Genomic DNA, 18,661 nt, shown 5'->3' on the forward strand with positions numbered 1-18,661 from the left:
GACCTTAAAACTCACGAAACCGCGAAATTGGGCTGCCAAAAGACCAGTTTGAAGAAGTTAAGGCCCTTTAGGGACCTTAACACTAAATGAAAGCCGCTACTTTTGCAGTTTAAGGTCCCTCAGGGATCTTAAAGCTCACGAAACCGCGAAATTCGGCATCCAAATGACTAGTTTGAAGAAGTTAAGGCCCTTTAGGGACCTTAACACTAAAAGGAGGCTGCTACTTTTGCAGCTTAAAGTCCCTCAGGGACCTTAAGCCGATTGTGTAAGTTGCTTTCCCGCCCGCATGTATACTCTCTTCGCCAGTTGCCATGCTAATAAAATGGAAATCTACAGCATGATTACGTACAGAAGGGGGATTTTCCAATGCTTCGATTATTTGCGGCTCTCGTAACCAGCATTCTGCTTGTTTCTGCGCTAGCGGGCTGCGCCAGTCATCGCGAGAAGGAGCAGGGCAGGAACGCGCTGCCTGAGCCTAATGCGTATTCCGAGGAAGAAATGCCGATTCAAATACAGAATGAAGACGATACACCGGAGCTGGTAGGCGGCCCGGAGGATGCCGTCCGCAAGGACGAGCCGCTGACGCTGGCGGAACTCCGCGAGAAGTACAAAAGCACGTTTTTGCTGCAGGGCAGCTCCATGGAAAAGCGCGTGGCGCTGACCTTTGACGACGGTCCGGACGAGACCTTTACGCCGCTGGTGCTGGACGAGCTCAAAAAGGCCGGCGTCAAAGCGACTTTTTTTGTCGTGGGCAACCGGATTGAAGCGAACCCGGATATTTTTCAGCGGATGGTAAACGAAGGACATGCCATTGGCAATCATTCCTATAGCCATCCCAACTATTTGAAGCTGTCCGATGAACAATTCAGAGAGGAAATCGAGAAAACCGACCGCCTCATCAAGACCTACATCGGCCATCTTCCGTCACTGGTAAGGCCGCCTTATGGCGGGGTGACGGAGGGTCAGATCAACTGGCTGGCCAGCATGGAGAAAAAAATCATCAATTGGAACGTGGATTCCCTGGATTGGAAAGGGCTAAGCGCCGACGAAGTGTATGCCAATATTATGGATGCAACGAAGAACGGCAGTATCGTTTTGCAGCATTCCGCGGGTGGTGAAGGCGAGGATTTGACAGGGACCGTTAAAGCGTTAGGACGGGTCATTGCCAAATTGAAGGAAAAGAATATGGAGCTCGTAACCGTGCCGGATCTCATTCATTTGCAATAATGCCACCGAAATGTCGACATAAATCGGGTTTTGCCATGCTCCCCTACCTTGACTCGTCCAAAGGGCTATATATATAATTACTACATTAATTGAGGGAGGCTCGGTAATGAACAAGAATGAAATTATTATTGTACTCGACTTCGGGGGACAGTACAACCAGCTGATCGCGCGCCGCATCCGCGACTTGGGCGTATACAGCGAACTGCTGCCATTTAACACGCCGGTAGAACGGATCCGCGAACTGCAGCCGAAAGGCATCGTATTCTCGGGAGGACCGGCAAGCGTATACGAACAAAATTCCCCGTTGGTAGATCCGGCTATTTACGATCTGGGCGTACCGATCTTCGGTATCTGCTACGGCATGCAAATGATGTCGCATCAGCTCGAAGGCAAGGTAGAGCGCGCAGGCAAACGCGAGTACGGTAAAGCGGAAGTGGACTTTGCGGAAGGCAGCCACCTGGCAAAAGGCCTGGACGCGCGTCAAACGGTGTGGATGAGCCATAGCGATCTTGTAGTCGAGCCGCCTGCGGGCTTTCGCGTCGACGCAAGCACCGAGCATGCTCCAATCGCTGCTATGAGCCACCCTGACCGTAAATTCTTTGCGGTACAATTCCATCCGGAGGTTCGTCACTCCGTGTATGGCAACGAAATGATCCGTAACTTCCTGTATAACATCTGCGGCTGCGAAGGCAGCTGGACGATGGAATCGTTTATCGAAGATACCATTCAGGAAATCCGCGACCAAGTTGGCGACAAAAAGGTGCTGTGCGCCTTGTCCGGCGGTGTTGACTCCTCCGTTGTCGCGATCCTGCTTCACAAAGCGATCGGCGACCAGCTGACTTGCATGTTCATTGACCACGGCCTGCTGCGTAAGGGCGAAGCGGAAGGCGTAATGGAAACCTTCGTTGGCAAGTTCGATATGCATGTGGTCAAGATCGACGCAAAGGAGCGCTTCCTCGGTAAGCTGAAAGGCATCGACGACCCTGAGCAAAAACGCAAAATCATCGGCAACGAATTCATTTATGTTTTCCAAGAAGAATCCTCTAAATTTGCTGATTTCGAATTCCTGGCACAAGGCACACTGTATACGGATATCGTAGAGAGCGGTACGGCTACGGCTCAAACGATCAAATCCCACCACAACGTTGGCGGATTGCCGGAAGACATCAAGTTCAAGCTGGTTGAGCCTCTGAAAGCATTGTTCAAGGACGAAGTTCGTAAAGTCGGCGAAGAATGCGGTCTGCCTGCCGAAATCGTATGGCGTCAGCCGTTCCCGGGCCCGGGTCTTGCGATCCGCGTGCTGGGCGAAGTAACGGAAGAGAAGCTGCACATCGTTCGCGAATCGGATGCGATTCTGCGCGACGAGATCGCAAAAGCGGGCCTAGACCGCGAGATCTGGCAGTACTTCACGGCTCTGCCTGGCATGAAGTCCGTTGGCGTTATGGGTGACGCTCGTACGTATTCGTACACCGTCGGCATCCGCGCGGTAACGTCCATCGACGGCATGACAGCCGACTGGGCGCGTATCCCTTGGGACGTGCTCGAGAAAATCTCCGTTCGTATCGTTAACGAAGTGGACAACGTTAACCGTATCGTCTACGACGTAACGTCCAAGCCGCCAGCAACAATCGAGTGGGAGTAGGCTGAGGAAGACGGATTCCTTCCTAGTTTCCGAGAAATAAACAAAAAGACGCCGGGAGTAATCCCGGCGTCTTTTTGCTTACTGCGCCACGAGCGCATTTCAAGCTTCCACTGTTTTCAGCTGCGAAAGCTCTACCGCTTTGCCAAGTTTGGCTGAGAGGTTGGAGGCTTCCATGAGACGGGACAGGTCAAGAGCCATCTCCAGATTTTGCGTGTTTATCGTGTTCTGCTGAATATGAAAAGCCCATTGCTCGAGATCCGAAGGCAGGGCATCCGGCAGCGGCCACTCTATCACCGGCTTGTCCCCGTTGTCCACGCTGGCCACGATCAGCTTCCGATTCCCAAGGCTGAAGGCCATGCTTCCTTTCGTGCCGTGCGCTTCAAGCGTTAGCGGGGACAGCGGATTCACAAAGCCGGTTTCGACGATGCCCACGGCTCCGTCCGCATAACTCAATACGGCGACGGCGTTGTCTTCCACTTCTCTCCCCGTCACATAACCGTAGCTTGAGACGATACTCTCCGGCATGCCCAGCAAGAGGCGGGTCAAATACATCGGATGGCAGCCCAGGTCAATCATGGCGCCGCCTCCGCATTGCTCCAGGCTGTAGAAGTAAGGAGGCAATCCCGTTTCCGACAGCGCTCCCTTGTGCGCCATTCTTACCCGGACCTGCGTAAGTCTGCCGAGCAGTCCTTTGGCGGCCACTTGCTGAGCGGCTTGGGCAAAGGGGGCATTCAGCCGGGGGAGGGAAACGGTCAGCTTGACGCCTGCTTTTTGCACGGTGTCCGCAATTTCTTGGGCTTCCCGAATGGTTGCGGCGAGTACTTTTTCGGTGAAAATATGTTTGCCGGCACGAGCCGCCGCCTGAATCACATCCCGGTGCATCGAGGTTGGAGTCGCGACAATAACGGCATCAATCTCCGGATTGGAGAGAAGTTCCTCCAAATCCGCATAGAAGGGCACCTGCCGCGCTTCAGCCTGCATGGCTCCGCGGTCCGGGTCCTCGTCCCAGATCGCTTTGATCACCATCTCCGGATGCTGCTCGGCCTGGAGGGCGTAATCCTTGGCATGGACATGCCAAAAGCTTAATATAGCTACGTTGATCATCTCTCAAAACCTCCTTATGGCAGGGCTCTATCAGCTCTATCAATCAAAATAAATGGCCTCGCCGGTACGGTTGGATTCATAAATAGCTTCGATAATTTCCGAGACTACGCAGGCTTGCTCAGGCAATACGACCGGTTCCGTATCGTTCAGGATCGCTTCGATCCACATCCGGCATTCCCGCTCATGCATGCTTTCCTTGCGTCCGTCAAAGAAATCCGCGCCTTTGACGTCGAATTGGATGCTATTGGCGTAGAGACGGCCGTATTTTTCGCCGTTAATTCGAAGCGTCTCTTTCACGTCTGCGCCGCCTTCCGTGCCGCAAAGCGTGTATAACGCTTCGCGCGTATCCAGCATATTCAGTGCCCAGCTGGACTCCAGCATCAGCGTAGCGCCATTTTTCATGACGATCATGCCAAACGCCGAGTCCTCTACCGTGAATTTGCCGGGATCCCAAGCTCCGCCCGCGTTAGCCGAGCCCTTGCGGTTAGCCAGCTTTTGATAAGTCGTTCCCAAGACTGCCTTGGGTTCGTAATTGTTCATGAGCCACAGCGTCAAATCCAGCGCATGGGTACCGATGTCGATAAGCGGGCCGCCGCCTTGCTTGTCCTTGTCGAGGAAAACGCCCCAAGTGGGAACGCCCCGTCTGCGCAGCGCGTGGGCTTTGGCGAAATAAATGTCGCCAAGATCGCCGTTGTCGCAAACCTGCTTCAAAAACTGGCTGTCCGGCCGGAACCGATTGTTAAAGCCGATGGTCAGTTTTTTGCCTGTGCGTTTGGCGGCCTCCACCATGCGGCGGGCATCGGCAGCGGTTTTGGCCATCGGTTTTTCGCACATCACGTGTTTGCCTGCTTCCAGTGCAGCGATGGAAATTTCGGCATGGGCATCGTTTGCCGTACAAACATGCACAACGTCGATGGAGGAGTCCGCCAGCAGTTCCCGGTAATCGCTGTAAACCTTAGCGTCCGTCGTTCCGTATTTTTCGGCAGCCTGCCGGGCTTTCCCGGTCACCATATCTGCGAAAGCCGTAATGGCAACGGCCTCTTGTTTGCTCAAGTTAGGCAAATGCTTGCCAAATGCGATAGCTCCGCAGCCAATGATTCCGACTTTTAGTTGTCTGTTCATTTCCCATTTCCCCCCAGAAATTCATCAATTTCGGCCAGTCTCTCCTTAATTCGGACGGGGACCTCGGCATGAAGCTGCTCCCAAGTGGCGTACAGCGCCGGATCAATGCGGTATTCCCGGAATTCCATGGCAGGCTTGAATCGGAAGCTCTGCAAATAAAGCTCTACTTTGCGATCCGTTTCGTCATCCGTCGAATAAACCCCATCGAACGGACCGGTAATCAGCAGACCGCGTCTTCCCGCATATTCATCCGTTGCGGTCATTAACTCCGGCAGCAGATAAAACATGTCCGCCTGAGGCAGGAAGGCATGTTTGCCCGGCTGGGAGTACAGCTTGACATGGGTGCCGTCAACCAGGTTGCTGCGGTCACGCAGAAGCCCTTTGAAATGTCTGCCGTGGAAGCTGGCGTCGCAATCAAGGACCTCGTCGTTCTGCCCCACATAAACCCATACATGCTCCAGCTCGTACAGGTGCTGAATATCGTAATCCCAATAAATGGCATATTCGATAATATACTTAAGGTCCGGCTCGTCGAAAGCAAAGGTTCTGCGCGTAGAAGGAGAAGGACCCGCTTCCTCCAGCACGGTAACGCCGACGCGGACAGGGAAGAAAGGCTCGTTGTCGTCAAAATAAATATAAGGCGCGTATTTGGAAATCCACTGCGTATTCATCATTAGGCTTGACCCTCCAAAGTAAGTAATTTGTTAATGATTTGATTGTGACTTTGCTCAATCTCCTCGGGCATACAAGCGGATTTCAGCTCGTAAACCCGGACAGGAGCCTTACGGATCGTATCCAGGAAAACATCGAAATCGTCATTCCCGCTGTGGACATAAGGACACCAATGATCCGATAGCCCGATCGTTTCATGAATGTGCACGCCGGCGAGAGGCAGGTCAAGCTCCTGAAGGTCGCGCAGGTTCTCGTACAACCCCATGCGGTCCATCATCATGGCATGGCCGATGTCGTACCAAAGCCCGACGGGACTGCCCTTCAGGCGGCTGGTCAGCCACTCGGCCTCGCGCAGCGTCGGAATCTGGTAGCAGCGTGCCCTGGTCTCGATGCCGATGGCTACCTTGTAGCCTCTCTGCCCGATGAAATCGCTGATCTCCTCCAGGCTGCGATGAATGCGTTCCAGGTTCTGCGGAGCCTGGTTTTGCCTTTGCTCCAGCATCGTTGTCCAGAGCGCAGCGTAAGCCTCCGAGTCTCTGCCCTGGTTCTTGTAAATCTCTTTAAGCCGGGCGTCGATGTTGCCTTGAAACGCGACCTCGCCGGGATGTACCACGACGGCTTTCGCGCCGTAGCGGACGGCATATTCAACGGATTGCTTAAGCAGATCGACCGCCCGTCTCCGTTTGTCCTCCTCTTCATAACCAAGCATGGGCGAATCCGTGTCGAAATCCTTGTCGTCAATGAACGGAAAAGCATGGTGAACGCTGGATACGCCGATGGTGCCGCGTTCGATCATCGGTTCGATCGTGGCCAGATGCTCCCGCGTGACGTTATAATTCAACTCGACATGTTGGAAGCCGAGCTCCATGATTTCTTCCAGCATCGCCTTGCCATCCCGATGTTTCTTAATGTTCCAGCAAGTAGAAAACGAAAAGTCGCCTTTGTTCCTCACTTTGCGCTACTCCTTTACGGCCCCGATCATGACGCCGGAGATAAAATATTTTTGAAGCCAGGGATAAACAAGCAGAATCGGCACCGTGGCAAACATAATGCTTGCCGCTTTGATGCTTTCGGGCAAGACGGAAACGACCTGATCGCCCTGCATCGACAAAGGATCGTTGGTCATGCTGTTCATGACAACCTGATACAGCTTCAGCTGAATGGGGTACAGCTTCGGATCCGTAATGTACATCAAGGCGTCCATGAACCCGTTCCAGCGGCCCACAGCGTAGAACAAGCTGAGCGTCGCCAGTGCCGGCAGCGAAAGCGGCAGGACAATCCGGGTCAGGGTACGGAAATGACTGCTGCCGTCTATTTCGGCGGCTTCAAGCAGCCCGCCGGGCAGTGAACGAAGGAAAGTAATAAGAATGATCATGAAAAACGGATTAATCATCGCAGGCAGCAGCAGCGATCCGAGATGATTGGTCAAATGCAGGCCCCGGATCAGCAGATAATCCGGAATGGTGCCGCCGCTGAAAAACATCGTGAATACGATTAGGAACATGACGAACTTTCCGCCCTTCAGCCGCTTGGAGAGCGGATAAGCGGCAAACACGGTCATCAGCATGGACAAGGCGGTATAACTCGCCGTCAATCCCAACGACAGCAGAAGCGAACGGATCATGGAAGCATCCTGGAAAATTTTCCGATAAGCTTCGAAATTGATTTCGAGCGGGAACACCGTTACCTCTCCGGAAAGAATAGTCCGGTTGGAGCTAAGCGACATGGAGGCGATATGAAGCAAAGGGGCCAGGCACAAAATAACCAGCACGGTGATGATCCCTATATTAATGAGTTCGAATACACCTGCTGCCGACGGAACGGTCCGTCTAGGGTTTATAGCTTTCATCAGAACACTCCGTTACCCGTTATTTTCTTCGCGATCCGATTTGCCGCAAGCAGCAGGATGATGCCTACCACGGCCTGGAACAGCCCCACCGCTGTTGCGAGGGAGAAGTCGGCCGTCTGAACCCCGGTCTTATAGACAAACGTGCTGATTACTTCCGAGAAATCCAGAACGCTAACATTTCCGATAACATACGGCCGGTCAAAGCTGATTTGCACGATTTCCCCGATCTTGAGAATAAGCAGCACCACAACGGTCGGCCGGATGCCCGGCAGCGTAACGGACCACATTTTCCGGAAACGTCCCGCTCCATCCACGGCCGCAGCCTCATAAAGCTCGGAATTGATGCCTGTAATGGCCGCCAGATAAACGATCGTTCCCCAGCCTGCGCTTTGCCACACTCCTACAACCAGATAGGTGATCAGCCAGTTGTATTTATTGGTCAGAAACGGGATCGGATCAATGCCCAGATGTCCCAGCAGCAGATTAACAATCCCCGTATTGGTAGCGAAGACTTGAAGCATGATGCCGCCGATAATGACCCAGGATAAAAAATGAGGCAGATACAAGATGGTTTGTGCCCATTTTTTGAACCTTGCCCGGCTAAGCTCATTAAGGAGCAGCGCAAGCAGAATAGGGGCAGGGAACGAAAAAAGCAGGTCCGTCAGATTCAGCATGAAAGTGTTCCGGAGCGCCTTGTAAAAGGCGCTCATGCCAAAAACCTCGCGGAACACGTCGAACCCGACCCAGGGACTGCCCATCACTCCTTTGAAGAGGTTGAAATCTTGAAAAGCAATCAGGATGCCGTACATCGGGCCGTATTTAAAGACTAGAAAATAGGCGACCGGACCAAGCAGCAGGACATACAATTGCCAATTCCGCAAAAAGTAAAGCCACAGTTGTTTCATTCCGAGCCTCCACATGTTTGATTAGACAGCCATCATTTCTCCATTGCTTTGTAGGCTTCCGTGCGTTCTTTGACAATGGCATCGCCGCCGCTTGCCATATAATCTTTAAGGAGATCTTCGTAAACCTTGTCGAAGTCTGCAGGTTTGGCCATAATGCTTTTCACGATAAGCTGATCATATTTGTCTCTCAGCGCCGGCATATATTTGTTTTCCGCTTCGATCGGCGTGGTGAAGTTGGCATAACGGGTCGTGTCGGTCAGCGACATTTTGTAAGCGTCGATCACACTCTTCCGGAATGGCTCCGGCACGGCAGCCGCGGCCGCGGCCCAGTTTTTCTCGTTGCTGCCGAAATCCTCGCCCTGCGTAATCATGGCCATATCCGCCGAATTAAACATCCGCTTGCTGGTTTCGTCCGATTGTACGCGCTGAGGCAAACCGTCCACCATCGTATAATCTTCGCCTTCGATGCCGTTCATCAGCGTTAAGAGCACATCCGGCTGAGCCATCCAGTCCAGATATTTGATGGCTTCAACGCCGCGTTTGCTGGAAGCCGGAACCATCAGGAAGAAGCCTGTAGGATCATATTCCGGCTTCAAGTGCTTGCCGGCATTGTTGGTGTAAGGGTCAACAGGAACCAGATTCGCACCCGGAACGTTTTGCGTCAGTACCTTGGCGATGCCGGGATTGTCCGCGTAGGCATTGCCCAAGTTATCGCTGTACATGCCGACTTTTCCGTTCATGACATCCTGGAAGACCTGTTTTTCATCTTTATCAAGCGCAAAGTCGGGACTGACGAGGCCTTCATTGTAGAGCTTGTTCAAAAACTTCACGGCGTCCTTATGTCCAGGCAGCAGCAGCGGATAACCGAGATTTTCCGACAGGGTGTAGCGCTGCTCGTCCGTAAGGCCGTCCTGAATAAATGACCAGACGATCGGTTCAAGGGAGGCCGGCGTCAGAGACAAGCCGAGAGGAATCACTTTACCGCCCGTTTGTCCCGGATCTTTTTCTTTAAAAGCCTTCAGCGTTTCATACACCTGCTCCGTGGTTTGGGGCATCGGCAGGCCAAGCTTGTCCAGCCAATCCTTGCGGATCAGGTTTTCGTATTTGCCCGTGTTGACGCGGCGTCCGGGAATCGAATATTGCACCCCGTCAACCTTGCCGACGTCCAGCGCGTCCCCCAAATACGTTTTAAGGTTCGGACCATATTGGTCGATAAGCGAATCGAGCGGAAGCAGACCGCCATCCTTGGCGTAACCATAAGGCGTCAGTACGTTGGTGCTGGCGAATACGATATCCGGCGCGTCGCCGCTAGTCATCATGACATTGACTTTGTCGGAGGCATCGTTGCGCGGAATCGGAACAAACTCCACTTTAATATGGTTGGGATCGCCGAAATTTTTTTGAACGTAGTCCGTCCAATAGTTATCCGTAGCTGTGTACCCCGCGGGAGCATTCCCGCGGTCGAAAATGCCGACCTTTAAGGTTACCTGCTTACCCGTATCTGCCTTGCCCGCATCCGCGGACGCCGCGCCATCAGCTTCGTTTCCGCTTCCGGACGAACATCCGCCCAAAAAGCCGATAGCCATGGCGGCCAACAACGCGTAGCTCAACGCTCTTTTTCTCATAAACCTTTTTTCACCTCGCCATAAAATTTGGAGTTGCAATTCCGTTATAGCCTGAGTGGGTGAAGCGAGACAATTTACAAGTTTCCGCGGCCTATACAAAAGAGCAGAAATGGCGCCCGCGAGGCGCCATTGGAGCAAATAAACCTTATTCAGACAGCATGCAAAAAGCTATACGCGGCCGGACTGAAGGGCATTTGGCTTATTTATGGGGCCAGCCTGACTCTCCGCGTTCCGCATCAGCTTGCGGTAATCGCCGGGAGACAAGCCAACCATTTTCTTGAATATTCTTCCAAAAGAAATGACGTGCTCATAGCCAACCAGCCGCGAAATTTCGTTTATCGAATCGTTGGTTTCCCGCAGCAGTTTTTGCGCTTGATCTACCCGCAGCCCAATTAGAAAATCGACGAACTTAACCCCGAATTTTTCCTTGAACAATTGGCTGGCGTATTTCCCGTTAATGCCGAAGCGGTCGCTTATGGATTTCAGGGACAGATCAAAGTCGTTGAAATGGTCTTCAATATATTGTCTGACCTCGTATATCAGGTGATCTTTGCTTCTGGACTCCAGCATAACGTTGTATTGCTCGTAAAGCTGATCAAGCAGCCCGCTGAACAACATCCGGATTTCAGGGGTTTCCTCCATTTCTTTGAGCGCTTCGCTCATCCGGGGATAAATAACCATATGCCAATATTCATTGACCGTTGGCGAGGTATCCTCCATCTCCCGTGCGAAGCGGTGCGTCAGATAATTGAAGAGGAGCTGCATTTCTTCGTTCTTCAGCAATTGGTCCTCCAGAAGATCGAAGATCCGGGAAAAATCGTTTTTCCATTCCAGCTGCTGAATCCGGAAATGGTGAACTAAATCCTCTACCCGCTTGAAATAAAGCGGGTTAACGGATTCCTCCCGGTCCCTTATGTCCGGATATACGAGAATCCGATTGCTGCCTGCGGTCATTTTATATTGCAGGGCGGTCAGGGCTTCGCCAAAAGACTCTTTAATTTGCGGCAGCTCCGGTACCGGGGAGCCGACACCCATAGTGGTAGTAAACACTAGTTCGCTTTCGGAACGGATCCGGAGCAGCTCGAGGGCATGAACCACGGTTTGCAGCGGCTCATCAAGCCCTTCAGGTCCGTGCTCCGGATCCGGGGAAACGTCAATCAGCAGGGTCAGCCTGTCGGCTGAAATCCAATGATAAGCGACGGTTCGGGCCTGTAAATTCGGCCACTTCGCTGCCAGCTTTTCCAGCCGCTGCTTGGAATCGAGCATGTTCTGACGATTCTTGCGCATCAAAGGGACGTATTTATCGATTTCCAAAATGGCGATGACCAGGCTGCCATTGTTCGGAAGATCAAACAAGGAAAAATAGTTTTGCCATTCCTCGGCCGGGACGACGTTCTCGTAATCCTGCAGCTCGATGAAAAATTGCCTTCGTCTGTACTGCAAGTTCTCGGCTTCCTGAAGATCAATTTGATTCATCCGGATCAGCATATCGTCGAAAGCCTGCTCCAGAATGGCAAACTCATCGTCGCCGGAGGTTTTAAGCTCCTGGCGGTAGGAAGAAACCCTCGTCATCATATGCTCGATGGGCCGATAACTTCTTCGGGTAACATACAGAATCACCGCTACGATGGCAGCCAGGGTTAATACAATGATGGTCAAGGGATACAAGGACAACAAGGCTGCTTGTCCGAGTAAGTGCTCGCCGGATATCCCGCTCGAAAAAGTCCAACCCGTATAATTGGAGTAGATCCGGGTCGACAGCTTGGTAGAGCCGTTGTCAGGCCCGGTTGAATAAATGGGCAGCCCCTGGTCATCCGAAATGTTCATGAAGCTGCGGGAATGGGTTCTGAGATTGTCGGCAGCAGCCAGCAGCAGGTCGGCCTTTACATTCAAGATGATCCAACCCTCGGATCCTATTTTTTGGGTCATGGATATAATTCGCTCGGGAGGATCGATTAAAGGAAATTCGCTATAAGTCCGGAGGGACGACCACCGGGAGGCAGGGGGATTGTTTTGCAATTCTAGGATGAAACGATTGTCATTAAACCGGGAAAGGCTCGTGATGTAACCACCCGTCAGCACTTCCTGGTCCTTGCTTCGGAAGAAATACACGGAATGAATCAAGGGGTTGTTGCGAATGTTGTCTATCTCGTTGGAAGCGTTATAGTTGATCAGTTTTGCTGCACCGTCGCCTCCGTCATTGTTAAAAAAATCGTTGATTGCTTGGTTTTTGACTATCTGCCCGGCTAATGACCGTTCTAAATTCTTTAAGGACGTCGTCATACTGTCGACCACATGGCTGGCATACTCGCTGTTTGACTTCCTAGTATCCCGAATCAGATCGCTGTATGTGACGGCGTATGTGATGCAGATAATCGCAGCTCCAAAGCTGCACAGGATGGCCAAATGGGAATAAAGCATTTGTTTCAACCATTTTTTATTTCGCATCTCAATCAAATCCTTCCGTAACACGTTGAGTAGTTTTTCTCGTATTGGGTTGGATAAAGCCTGTTTTTGTCCATGTTACTCGCCCTGTGTTATCGCAGTGTTTCGGACAGGCAAAGAGATGAGGAAGCGGCTTGCCGATTCCCGCTGGGAGATTTTTTCGAAACTTGCGGTAATAACGAGATCGGAGGGGGGATCGGCGGGTTTTACTCCTTCCCAAAGATCGGTTTTTGTTAAATTTTTTTTTTGCATGTATAAATGAAAGGGGTGTCCCAAAGCCGATGGCTGAGGTGACACCCCTATCCTTTCTACAGAGTAGCCCGGTAATGCTTCGGCGTCATTCCCGCGTGCTTCTTGAACACTTTGATGAAATGCGCCTGATCGTAGAAGCCAAGGCGGGACCCAATCGAGGAGATGGTATCTCCGGTCATTTGGAGCAGCTTTTTGGCCTCTTCGATTCTTTCTTTTTGAACATAGCAAGCGATGGTTTGGCCGGTTTCTTTTTTGAACAGATGCATTAAGTAGCCGCTATTCAGCCCCGATACGGCCGCCAGCTTGTCTACCGTGATCTCTTCGTAGAGATGGGTGTAGATGTATTCCCGGCAAGCCTTGACGGGCCTAGACAGAATAGGGTTCCGGCTGTGTTTGACCCTTTCCGCAAAATCCAGCAGCGCGCCCTCCATGGCAGCCTTCACCGTCTGGATGTCATGAAGCTCCTCAATTTGCTGAATGTACAAATCGCTCAGCATGTAAGCTTGTTCCTCGTATAAGCCTCCTTCAATAGCTGCCCGCATCCCTAGCGCGATACCGCAAATCGCCAGGTTTTTGAGACTGCGGATATGACTGCGTTTGGATAAGACGCCGGCTTCCTCATAAGAAAATTCGGCTAGTTTGATGATCAGCCCTGCCGGGTCTCCAACCCGAATGAAATTAAAAAACTTCCGTTCCTCCATCATGCTTTGGTGAAAGATAAGCGACTCCCGGCGGGCGGATATGTTCCGTTCGACATCCCTTTTGAAAGCTTGCGGCTGCGCGTACTTGAAGCTGTATTCAAGCACGTCGGTAATTTCCAGCGTCTCTTGATTCACGAGCAGGTTGGTGAGCACGCAGGTATGAAGCAGACGCATCCTATTGACCGTGGGCAAGCTTTCCCAATAAGCGGTCCAGTTGGGCTTGTCCCGGTATGGGATCCGATAATCGTTCAGCTGCTTGGCCCTATGCTCTTCCGGGGGGAGCTTCTCGATGGAGGGGCCAACGATAATAAAAGCCTTGCTTTCGGCTTCATGCTTAACGGGGATAATGATGAACTGCTCCCAAAAGTTGGTTGTTCGGATCGAAGGATATTCCGCCTCCGGCGTGAGAAGCGATTGAGCCAGCCCTTCGAGATCGGGGAATAGGGGGCTTAACGGAATGCCTGCTGCGGCAGCTGCGTCTATGGAAGGCTGCTTGTTCTGGGCGTAAAAAACGGGAAGGCAGCAGCTCTCCTGAATCAGCTTGCATAGTTGAGAAAGATTGCGTGAATAAATGGTCTGCTCCACGTTATACCCACCTCAGAACGGTACAATTTTTCTGACTATTATACCATAAAAGTAAGCGCATTCATGCGAAAATGAAGGCGAGAACGGTGAAGATTCTTTTAAGGGGGATTTTAGATGAAGCGCGATATTCAGGCACTACTTGCCGAGATGACACTGGAAGAGAAAGCGGGCATGTGCTCGGGTCTCGATTTTTGGCGGCTTAAAGGCGTGGAGCGTTTAGGCATTCCAAGCATTATGGTTACGGACGGACCGCATGGACTACGCAAGCAGCAAGGCGGAACGGATCATCTTGGCATTTTCGAGAGCGTGCCGGCGACCTGCTTCCCGTCTGCCGCCGGGATGGCAAGTTCTTGGGACCGCGAGCTGATCGGAAAAGTCGGCGAGGCGCTTGGCGAGGAATGCCAGGCGGAGAATGTCGCCGTTCTGCTTGGACCCGGAGCCAATATTAAACGCTCGCCGCTATGCGGACGCAACTTCGAATATTTTTCCGAGGATCCTTATTTGTCCTCAGAGATGGCGGCCAGCCATATTAACGGCGTGCAAAGCCAAGGGGTCGGCACTTCGCTGAAGCATTTCGCCGTTAACAACCAGGAGCACCGCCGGATGGGCGTGGATGCGGTTGTGGATGAGCGTACGCTGCGCGAAATATACTTGGCCAGCTTTGAAGGCGCGGTACGCAAGGCTCAGCCTTGGACCGTCATGAGCGCTTATAACAAGGTGAACGGTACGTATGCTTCCGAGAATCCATACTTGCTTACGGATATTTTGAAGGATGAATGGGGCCATGAGGGCCTTGTCGTGACGGATTGGGGAGCGAACAATAACCGCGTGGACGGCCTCGCTGCCGGTCAAGAGCTGGAGATGCCGTCAAGCGGCGGCGTTAACGACCGCAAAATCGTTGCGGCCGTCCAAAGCGGCCAGCTGTCCGAAGAGGTGCTCGACCGAGCGGTTGAACGGATTTTGAACCTTATCTTCAAGAGCGTGGATAACCGGAAGCCGGAGGCCGATTACGACCGTGCGGAGCATCATGCCCTTGCGCGGAAGGTTGCCGGGGAAACGATGGTGCTGCTGAAAAACGAACAAAGCCTGCTCCCGCTGCAGCAAAACCGTAAATTGGCCGTTATTGGCGCATTCGCGCAAAAGCCAAGATACCAAGGCGGCGGCAGCTCCCATATTAAACCGACACAGATTGATGTGCCGCTAGAGGAAATTCAAAGGCTTGCGGGCGATGCCGCTTCCGTTGCGTACGCGCAAGGCTATCCTGTTGATAGAGACGATACCGACGAGAGTATGCTGGAGCAGGCAATCGAAGCGGCCAAAGCCGCCGATGCCGCCGTCATTTTTGCGGGATTGCCGGACCGTTATGAATCCGAAGGCTATGACCGCAAGCACCTGCGGATGCCCGCCAATCAAAATCAGCTTATCGAGGCGATTGCCGCCGTGCAAAGCAACGTGGTGGTTGTTCTGCTGTGCGGTTCCCCGGTTGAAATGCCTTGGATTGGCCACGCGGGGGCGGTGCTTGAAGCTTATTTGGGCGGCCAAGCCGTTGGCGGCGCGATTGCGGATGTCTTGTTCGGCATTGTAAATCCAAGCGGCAAGCTGGCCGAGACGTTCCCGGTCAAGCTGAGCGACAACCCTTCGTTCCTGTTCTTCCCCGGCGAAGGCAATCGCGTGGAATACCGGGAGGGGATTTTCGTCGGGTACCGCTATTACGATACGAAGCAGGTAAAGCCGCTGTTCCCGTTTGGACACGGGCTTAGCTATACGTCGTTTGCGTATTCCAACCTCTTGCTGAGCCGTAAGGAAATGCGGGACACGGATACCCTGGAGGTACAGGTAACCGTGCAGAATACCGGCACCCGGGCGGGGAAAGAAATCGTGCAGCTGTATGTACGGGATGTGGAGAGCACCGTCATGCGTCCAACGAAAGAGCTGAAAGGATTCGCAAAGGTCGACTTGCAGCCAGGCGAGGCAACAACGGTAACGTTGACGCTGGACAAACGCTCCTTCGCCTATTACAACGTGCTGCTTAAAGACTGGCATGTCGAATCTGGCCAATATGAAATCCTGATCGGGCGTTCCTCCGAGGATATTGTACTGAGCGATACGCTTATCGTCGAGTCTACCGTTAAAGTAAAAATGAAAGTCGAACGCAGCACGCTGCTCGCCGACCTGATGAACGATCCCGATCGGGCGCCGGTTGTGCAAGGGCTTATTCAGAGCTTCCAGTCCGGCATGGGCGCTTCGATGGACAGCGACGCGCTGGGCGAAGGCATGGGCGAGATGTTTGCCGAGATGATGAAATACATGCCGCTGCGGGCTATGGTCTCTTTCAGCCAAGGCGCTTTTACCGACGAGATGCTGGATGGACTCCTGGCACAGCTTAACCAACTCTAATAATCCCAATGTGCGGAAATTCAAAAGAATGATGTCGGTTACGCGAAAGAGAGATCGCCACTAGTTCGTTATGATACAGATGAACGATAAATTCTTCTGAGGAGGCCGGCTAGGAAATGACGATCAAAGCGGGCATTAATATTTTTTCGGTGTACAGGGAGCTTGGCGAGGATTACTTTGGCACTTTGCGAAAGGTTGCGGAAGCAGGGTATGAGAATATCGAGCTGATCGGCTTCAATATGAAGGCCTTCACGCGTTATATCGACGAGATTCCGATGGAGTCGCTGCGGGACAAATGCCGGGAGCTTGGCCTTACCGCCATAGCGGTTCACGAAGGCGCACAACCGGGGGCAGATCTGCTGGCGAATGATTGGGATGGCCTGATGAGCTATTACGGCGGTATCGGCTGCGAACGTATTGTGCTGCCTTCCGTCTGGATCTCCAATCGGGAGGATACGCTTAGAGCCGCGGAACAAATGAACCGGATTGGCAAAAAAATGAAGGATAACGGCTTCCAGTTCTATCTGCACAACCATGCCCATGAATTCAAATCCGTCGGCGACGAAACGCTGTTTGATGTTCTGCTGGAAAATACCGATCCTTCCTATTTGAAATTCGAGGTCGATATGGCATGGGTGATGCGCGCGGGACTCGATCCCGCTGCCGTCCTCCGGAAGCTTGGAGAGCGCTGCGATATCGTTCACCAGAAGGATTTGGCTCACGAGCTTAAGGGCCAGCTAAATATATTGGAGGCGGCAGAGCGGGAAGGCGACAATATGCAAAGTCCGTTCGAGGCTTATCAGAAATACGTGGGTCCTCAGGATTTTGTTGATCTTGGCACCGGCCGATTCGATTTTGCAGGTGTTTATGAACAGATCCGTGCAATGGGACATGTGCGTTACGCCTTGGTGGAGAACGAGGGAGAATCCGCGGATAAATTCGCCAGCATCCGCCAAGATTTAGAGATTATCAGAAAGTATATATAGGAGGTGGAATGTAAATGACAAACCAAAAATTAAGAATCGGCATCATCGGCTGCGGTGGTATCGCCGTCCAAAAGCATATGCCGTCGCTGGCCAAGCTGCCGCATTTGGGAGAAATGGTCGCGTTCTGCGATATCGTGGAGGAGCGCGCGCAAAAGGCGGCCAAGGACTTTGGCGGGGAGAACGCCAAGGTTTATACCGACTACAAGGAGCTGCTGAAGGATAGCTCTATCGATGTTGTACATGTACTCACGCCTAACCTGCAGCACTCCTATATTAGCGTGGATGCGCTGGAAGCGGGCAAGCATGTCATGTGCGAGAAGCCGATGGCGATTAACTCCGCAGAAGCGAAGAAAATGGTCGATGCCGCGGAGCGGACGGGCAAGAAGCTGACAATCGGCTATCAGAACCGGTTCCGCAACGATTCACAGGCCCTTTATAAAGCTTGCCGCGAAGGCGAGCTTGGCGATATCTATGTGGCCAAAGCGCATGCCGTCCGCAGACGCGGGGTTCCGACATGGGGCGTATTTCTCGACAAGGAGCAGCAAGGCGGCGGGCCATTGATCGATTTGGGCACCCATGCGCTGGATTTGGCGTTATGGTTCATGGACAACTATAAGCCCGTATCCGTATCCGGCTCCGTGTTCCATAAGATGGCGGATAAATACGAAGGCAATATGCTTGGCCCTTGGGACCCGGAAAGCTATAAGGTCGAGGACTCCGCTTTTGGTTTTATTAAAATGGAAAACGGCGCCACCATCTTTCTGGAGTCGGCCTGGGCGTTAAATACAATGGATTCGAGAGAAGCGATGACAACGCTTTGCGGCACGGAGGGCGGAGCGGAGATGAGAGCAAGCTCCGTCATGGGCAAGTCGGATGTGATCTTCAACAGCGTGAAGCATGGGCAGCTGGTGGAAACGAAGCCGTCCGTCAGCGGAGGCATTGCCTATTTCGGTCCCGGAGCCGAAGAGGACGGCGTGAAGGAAGCGAGACAATGGCTGGAGTGTATTCTGAATGACACGGAGCCGCTTGTGAAGCCTGAACAGGCTTACGTGGTGACGCAAATCTTAGAAGCGATTTATAAATCGGCTGAAACAGGAAAAGTCGTAGAGTTCTAATCAACCTCCCGTTCCTGGAACCTTCCATTATACG

At 52.5% G+C, this 18,661-nt stretch carries 14 protein-coding genes; 5 read left to right on the forward strand and 9 right to left on the reverse strand.

The genetic code is table 11. The features are described from left to right. Positions 1–366 precede the first annotated feature (366 nt). Positions 367–1,227: a polysaccharide deacetylase family protein gene (locus tag FHT67_RS14945; RefSeq protein WP_167199408.1), complete on the forward strand. Its 861-nt coding sequence runs from the start codon at positions 367–369 to the stop codon at positions 1,225–1,227. Between the two features lie 106 nt (positions 1,228–1,333). Further along, positions 1,334–2,869 (forward strand): glutamine-hydrolyzing GMP synthase, encoded by a 1,536-nt coding sequence (gene guaA / locus FHT67_RS14950; protein WP_167199411.1) that lies wholly within the window; start codon positions 1,334–1,336, stop codon positions 2,867–2,869. A 99-nt stretch (positions 2,870–2,968) separates the two neighbouring features. On the opposite strand, the gene FHT67_RS14955 is transcribed toward guaA, so the two are convergent. The 9 genes from FHT67_RS14955 to FHT67_RS30520 all read right to left on the reverse strand — a co-directional run bounded on the left by FHT67_RS14955 (position 2,969) and on the right by FHT67_RS30520 (position 14,129). Next, positions 2,969–3,973 carry a Gfo/Idh/MocA family protein gene (locus FHT67_RS14955; RefSeq protein WP_167199414.1) on the reverse strand — a complete coding sequence of 335 codons (1,005 nt, stop codon included), beginning with the start codon at positions 3,971–3,973 and terminating at the stop codon, positions 2,969–2,971. A 39-nt stretch (positions 3,974–4,012) separates the two neighbouring features. Then, positions 4,013–5,095 (reverse strand): Gfo/Idh/MocA family protein, encoded by a 1,083-nt coding sequence (locus tag FHT67_RS14960; RefSeq protein WP_167199417.1) that lies wholly within the window; start codon positions 5,093–5,095, stop codon positions 4,013–4,015. Further along, positions 5,092–5,769, reverse strand: coding sequence for a hypothetical protein (locus tag FHT67_RS14965; protein ID WP_208403293.1), 678 nt, complete (start codon positions 5,767–5,769; stop codon positions 5,092–5,094). Before FHT67_RS14965 ends, FHT67_RS14960 begins: the two co-directional genes overlap by 4 nt. Continuing rightward, complete coding sequence (locus tag FHT67_RS14970) at positions 5,769–6,719, reverse strand: sugar phosphate isomerase/epimerase family protein (RefSeq protein ID WP_347880097.1); 951 nt, start codon at positions 6,717–6,719, stop codon at positions 5,769–5,771. The genes FHT67_RS14965 and FHT67_RS14970 overlap by 1 nt, the downstream gene beginning before the upstream one ends. 6 nt (positions 6,720–6,725) lie before the next feature. Further along, the gene (locus tag FHT67_RS14975; protein ID WP_167199420.1) at positions 6,726–7,616 is read right to left on the reverse strand and encodes a carbohydrate ABC transporter permease; all 891 of its coding nucleotides are present in this window, start codon (positions 7,614–7,616) and stop codon (positions 6,726–6,728) included. Next, positions 7,616–8,521, reverse strand: a complete 906-nt coding sequence (locus FHT67_RS14980; RefSeq protein WP_243711729.1) for an ABC transporter permease — start codon at positions 8,519–8,521, stop codon at positions 7,616–7,618. Before FHT67_RS14980 ends, FHT67_RS14975 begins: the two co-directional genes overlap by 1 nt. 32 nt (positions 8,522–8,553) lie before the next feature. Next, positions 8,554–10,146 (reverse strand): extracellular solute-binding protein, encoded by a 1,593-nt coding sequence (locus tag FHT67_RS14985; RefSeq protein WP_167199423.1) that lies wholly within the window; start codon positions 10,144–10,146, stop codon positions 8,554–8,556. A 168-nt stretch (positions 10,147–10,314) separates the two neighbouring features. Then, positions 10,315–12,567 (reverse strand): helix-turn-helix domain-containing protein, encoded by a 2,253-nt coding sequence (locus FHT67_RS14990; RefSeq protein WP_243867237.1) that lies wholly within the window; start codon positions 12,565–12,567, stop codon positions 10,315–10,317. Positions 12,568–12,899: 332 nt separating this feature from the next. Then, on the reverse strand, positions 12,900–14,129 hold the full coding sequence (locus FHT67_RS30520) for a helix-turn-helix domain-containing protein (RefSeq protein ID WP_167199429.1): 1,230 nt from the start codon (positions 14,127–14,129) through the stop codon (positions 12,900–12,902). Between the two features lie 114 nt (positions 14,130–14,243). Between FHT67_RS30520 and FHT67_RS15000 the strand changes: the two genes are divergently transcribed. From FHT67_RS15000 to FHT67_RS15010, 3 genes are all read left to right on the forward strand, one after another. After that, positions 14,244–16,526: a beta-glucosidase gene (locus tag FHT67_RS15000; RefSeq protein WP_167199432.1), complete on the forward strand. Its 2,283-nt coding sequence runs from the start codon at positions 14,244–14,246 to the stop codon at positions 16,524–16,526. Between the two features lie 116 nt (positions 16,527–16,642). Beyond that, a complete protein-coding gene (locus FHT67_RS15005) occupies positions 16,643–17,512 on the forward strand; it encodes a sugar phosphate isomerase/epimerase family protein (RefSeq protein WP_167199435.1) in 870 nt (289 codons plus the stop codon). A gap of 14 nt (positions 17,513–17,526) precedes the next feature. Continuing rightward, positions 17,527–18,627, forward strand: a complete 1,101-nt coding sequence (locus FHT67_RS15010) for a Gfo/Idh/MocA family protein (RefSeq protein WP_167199438.1) — start codon at positions 17,527–17,529, stop codon at positions 18,625–18,627. Positions 18,628–18,661: the final 34 nt, after the last annotated feature.

The sequence above is a fragment of the Paenibacillus sp. BK720 genome, assembly GCF_011761545.1.
In the GTDB taxonomy this organism is placed as follows: Bacteria; Bacillota; Bacilli; order Paenibacillales; family Paenibacillaceae; genus Pristimantibacillus.

Bases quoted from the DNA above. Each gene is read 5' to 3' on its own strand.
- FHT67_RS14945 (WP_167199408.1), top strand. From the start codon at position 367: ATGCTTCGATTATTTGCGGCTCTCGTAACCAGCATTCTGCTTGTTTCT.
- guaA (WP_167199411.1), top strand. From the start codon at position 1,334: ATGAACAAGAATGAAATTATTATTGTACTCGACTTCGGGGGACAGTAC.
- FHT67_RS14955 (WP_167199414.1), bottom strand. From the start codon at position 3,973: ATGATCAACGTAGCTATATTAAGCTTTTGGCATGTCCATGCCAAGGAT.
- FHT67_RS14960 (WP_167199417.1), bottom strand. From the start codon at position 5,095: ATGAACAGACAACTAAAAGTCGGAATCATTGGCTGCGGAGCTATCGCA.
- FHT67_RS14965 (WP_208403293.1), bottom strand. From the start codon at position 5,769: ATGATGAATACGCAGTGGATTTCCAAATACGCGCCTTATATTTATTTT.
- FHT67_RS14975 (WP_167199420.1), bottom strand. From the start codon at position 7,616: ATGAAAGCTATAAACCCTAGACGGACCGTTCCGTCGGCAGCAGGTGTA.
- FHT67_RS14980 (WP_243711729.1), bottom strand. From the start codon at position 8,521: ATGAAACAACTGTGGCTTTACTTTTTGCGGAATTGGCAATTGTATGTC.
- FHT67_RS14985 (WP_167199423.1), bottom strand. From the start codon at position 10,146: ATGAGAAAAAGAGCGTTGAGCTACGCGTTGTTGGCCGCCATGGCTATC.
- FHT67_RS14990 (WP_243867237.1), bottom strand. From the start codon at position 12,567: ATGCTTTATTCCCATTTGGCCATCCTGTGCAGCTTTGGAGCTGCGATT.
- FHT67_RS15000 (WP_167199432.1), top strand. From the start codon at position 14,244: ATGAAGCGCGATATTCAGGCACTACTTGCCGAGATGACACTGGAAGAG.
- FHT67_RS15005 (WP_167199435.1), top strand. From the start codon at position 16,643: ATGACGATCAAAGCGGGCATTAATATTTTTTCGGTGTACAGGGAGCTT.
- FHT67_RS15010 (WP_167199438.1), top strand. From the start codon at position 17,527: ATGACAAACCAAAAATTAAGAATCGGCATCATCGGCTGCGGTGGTATC.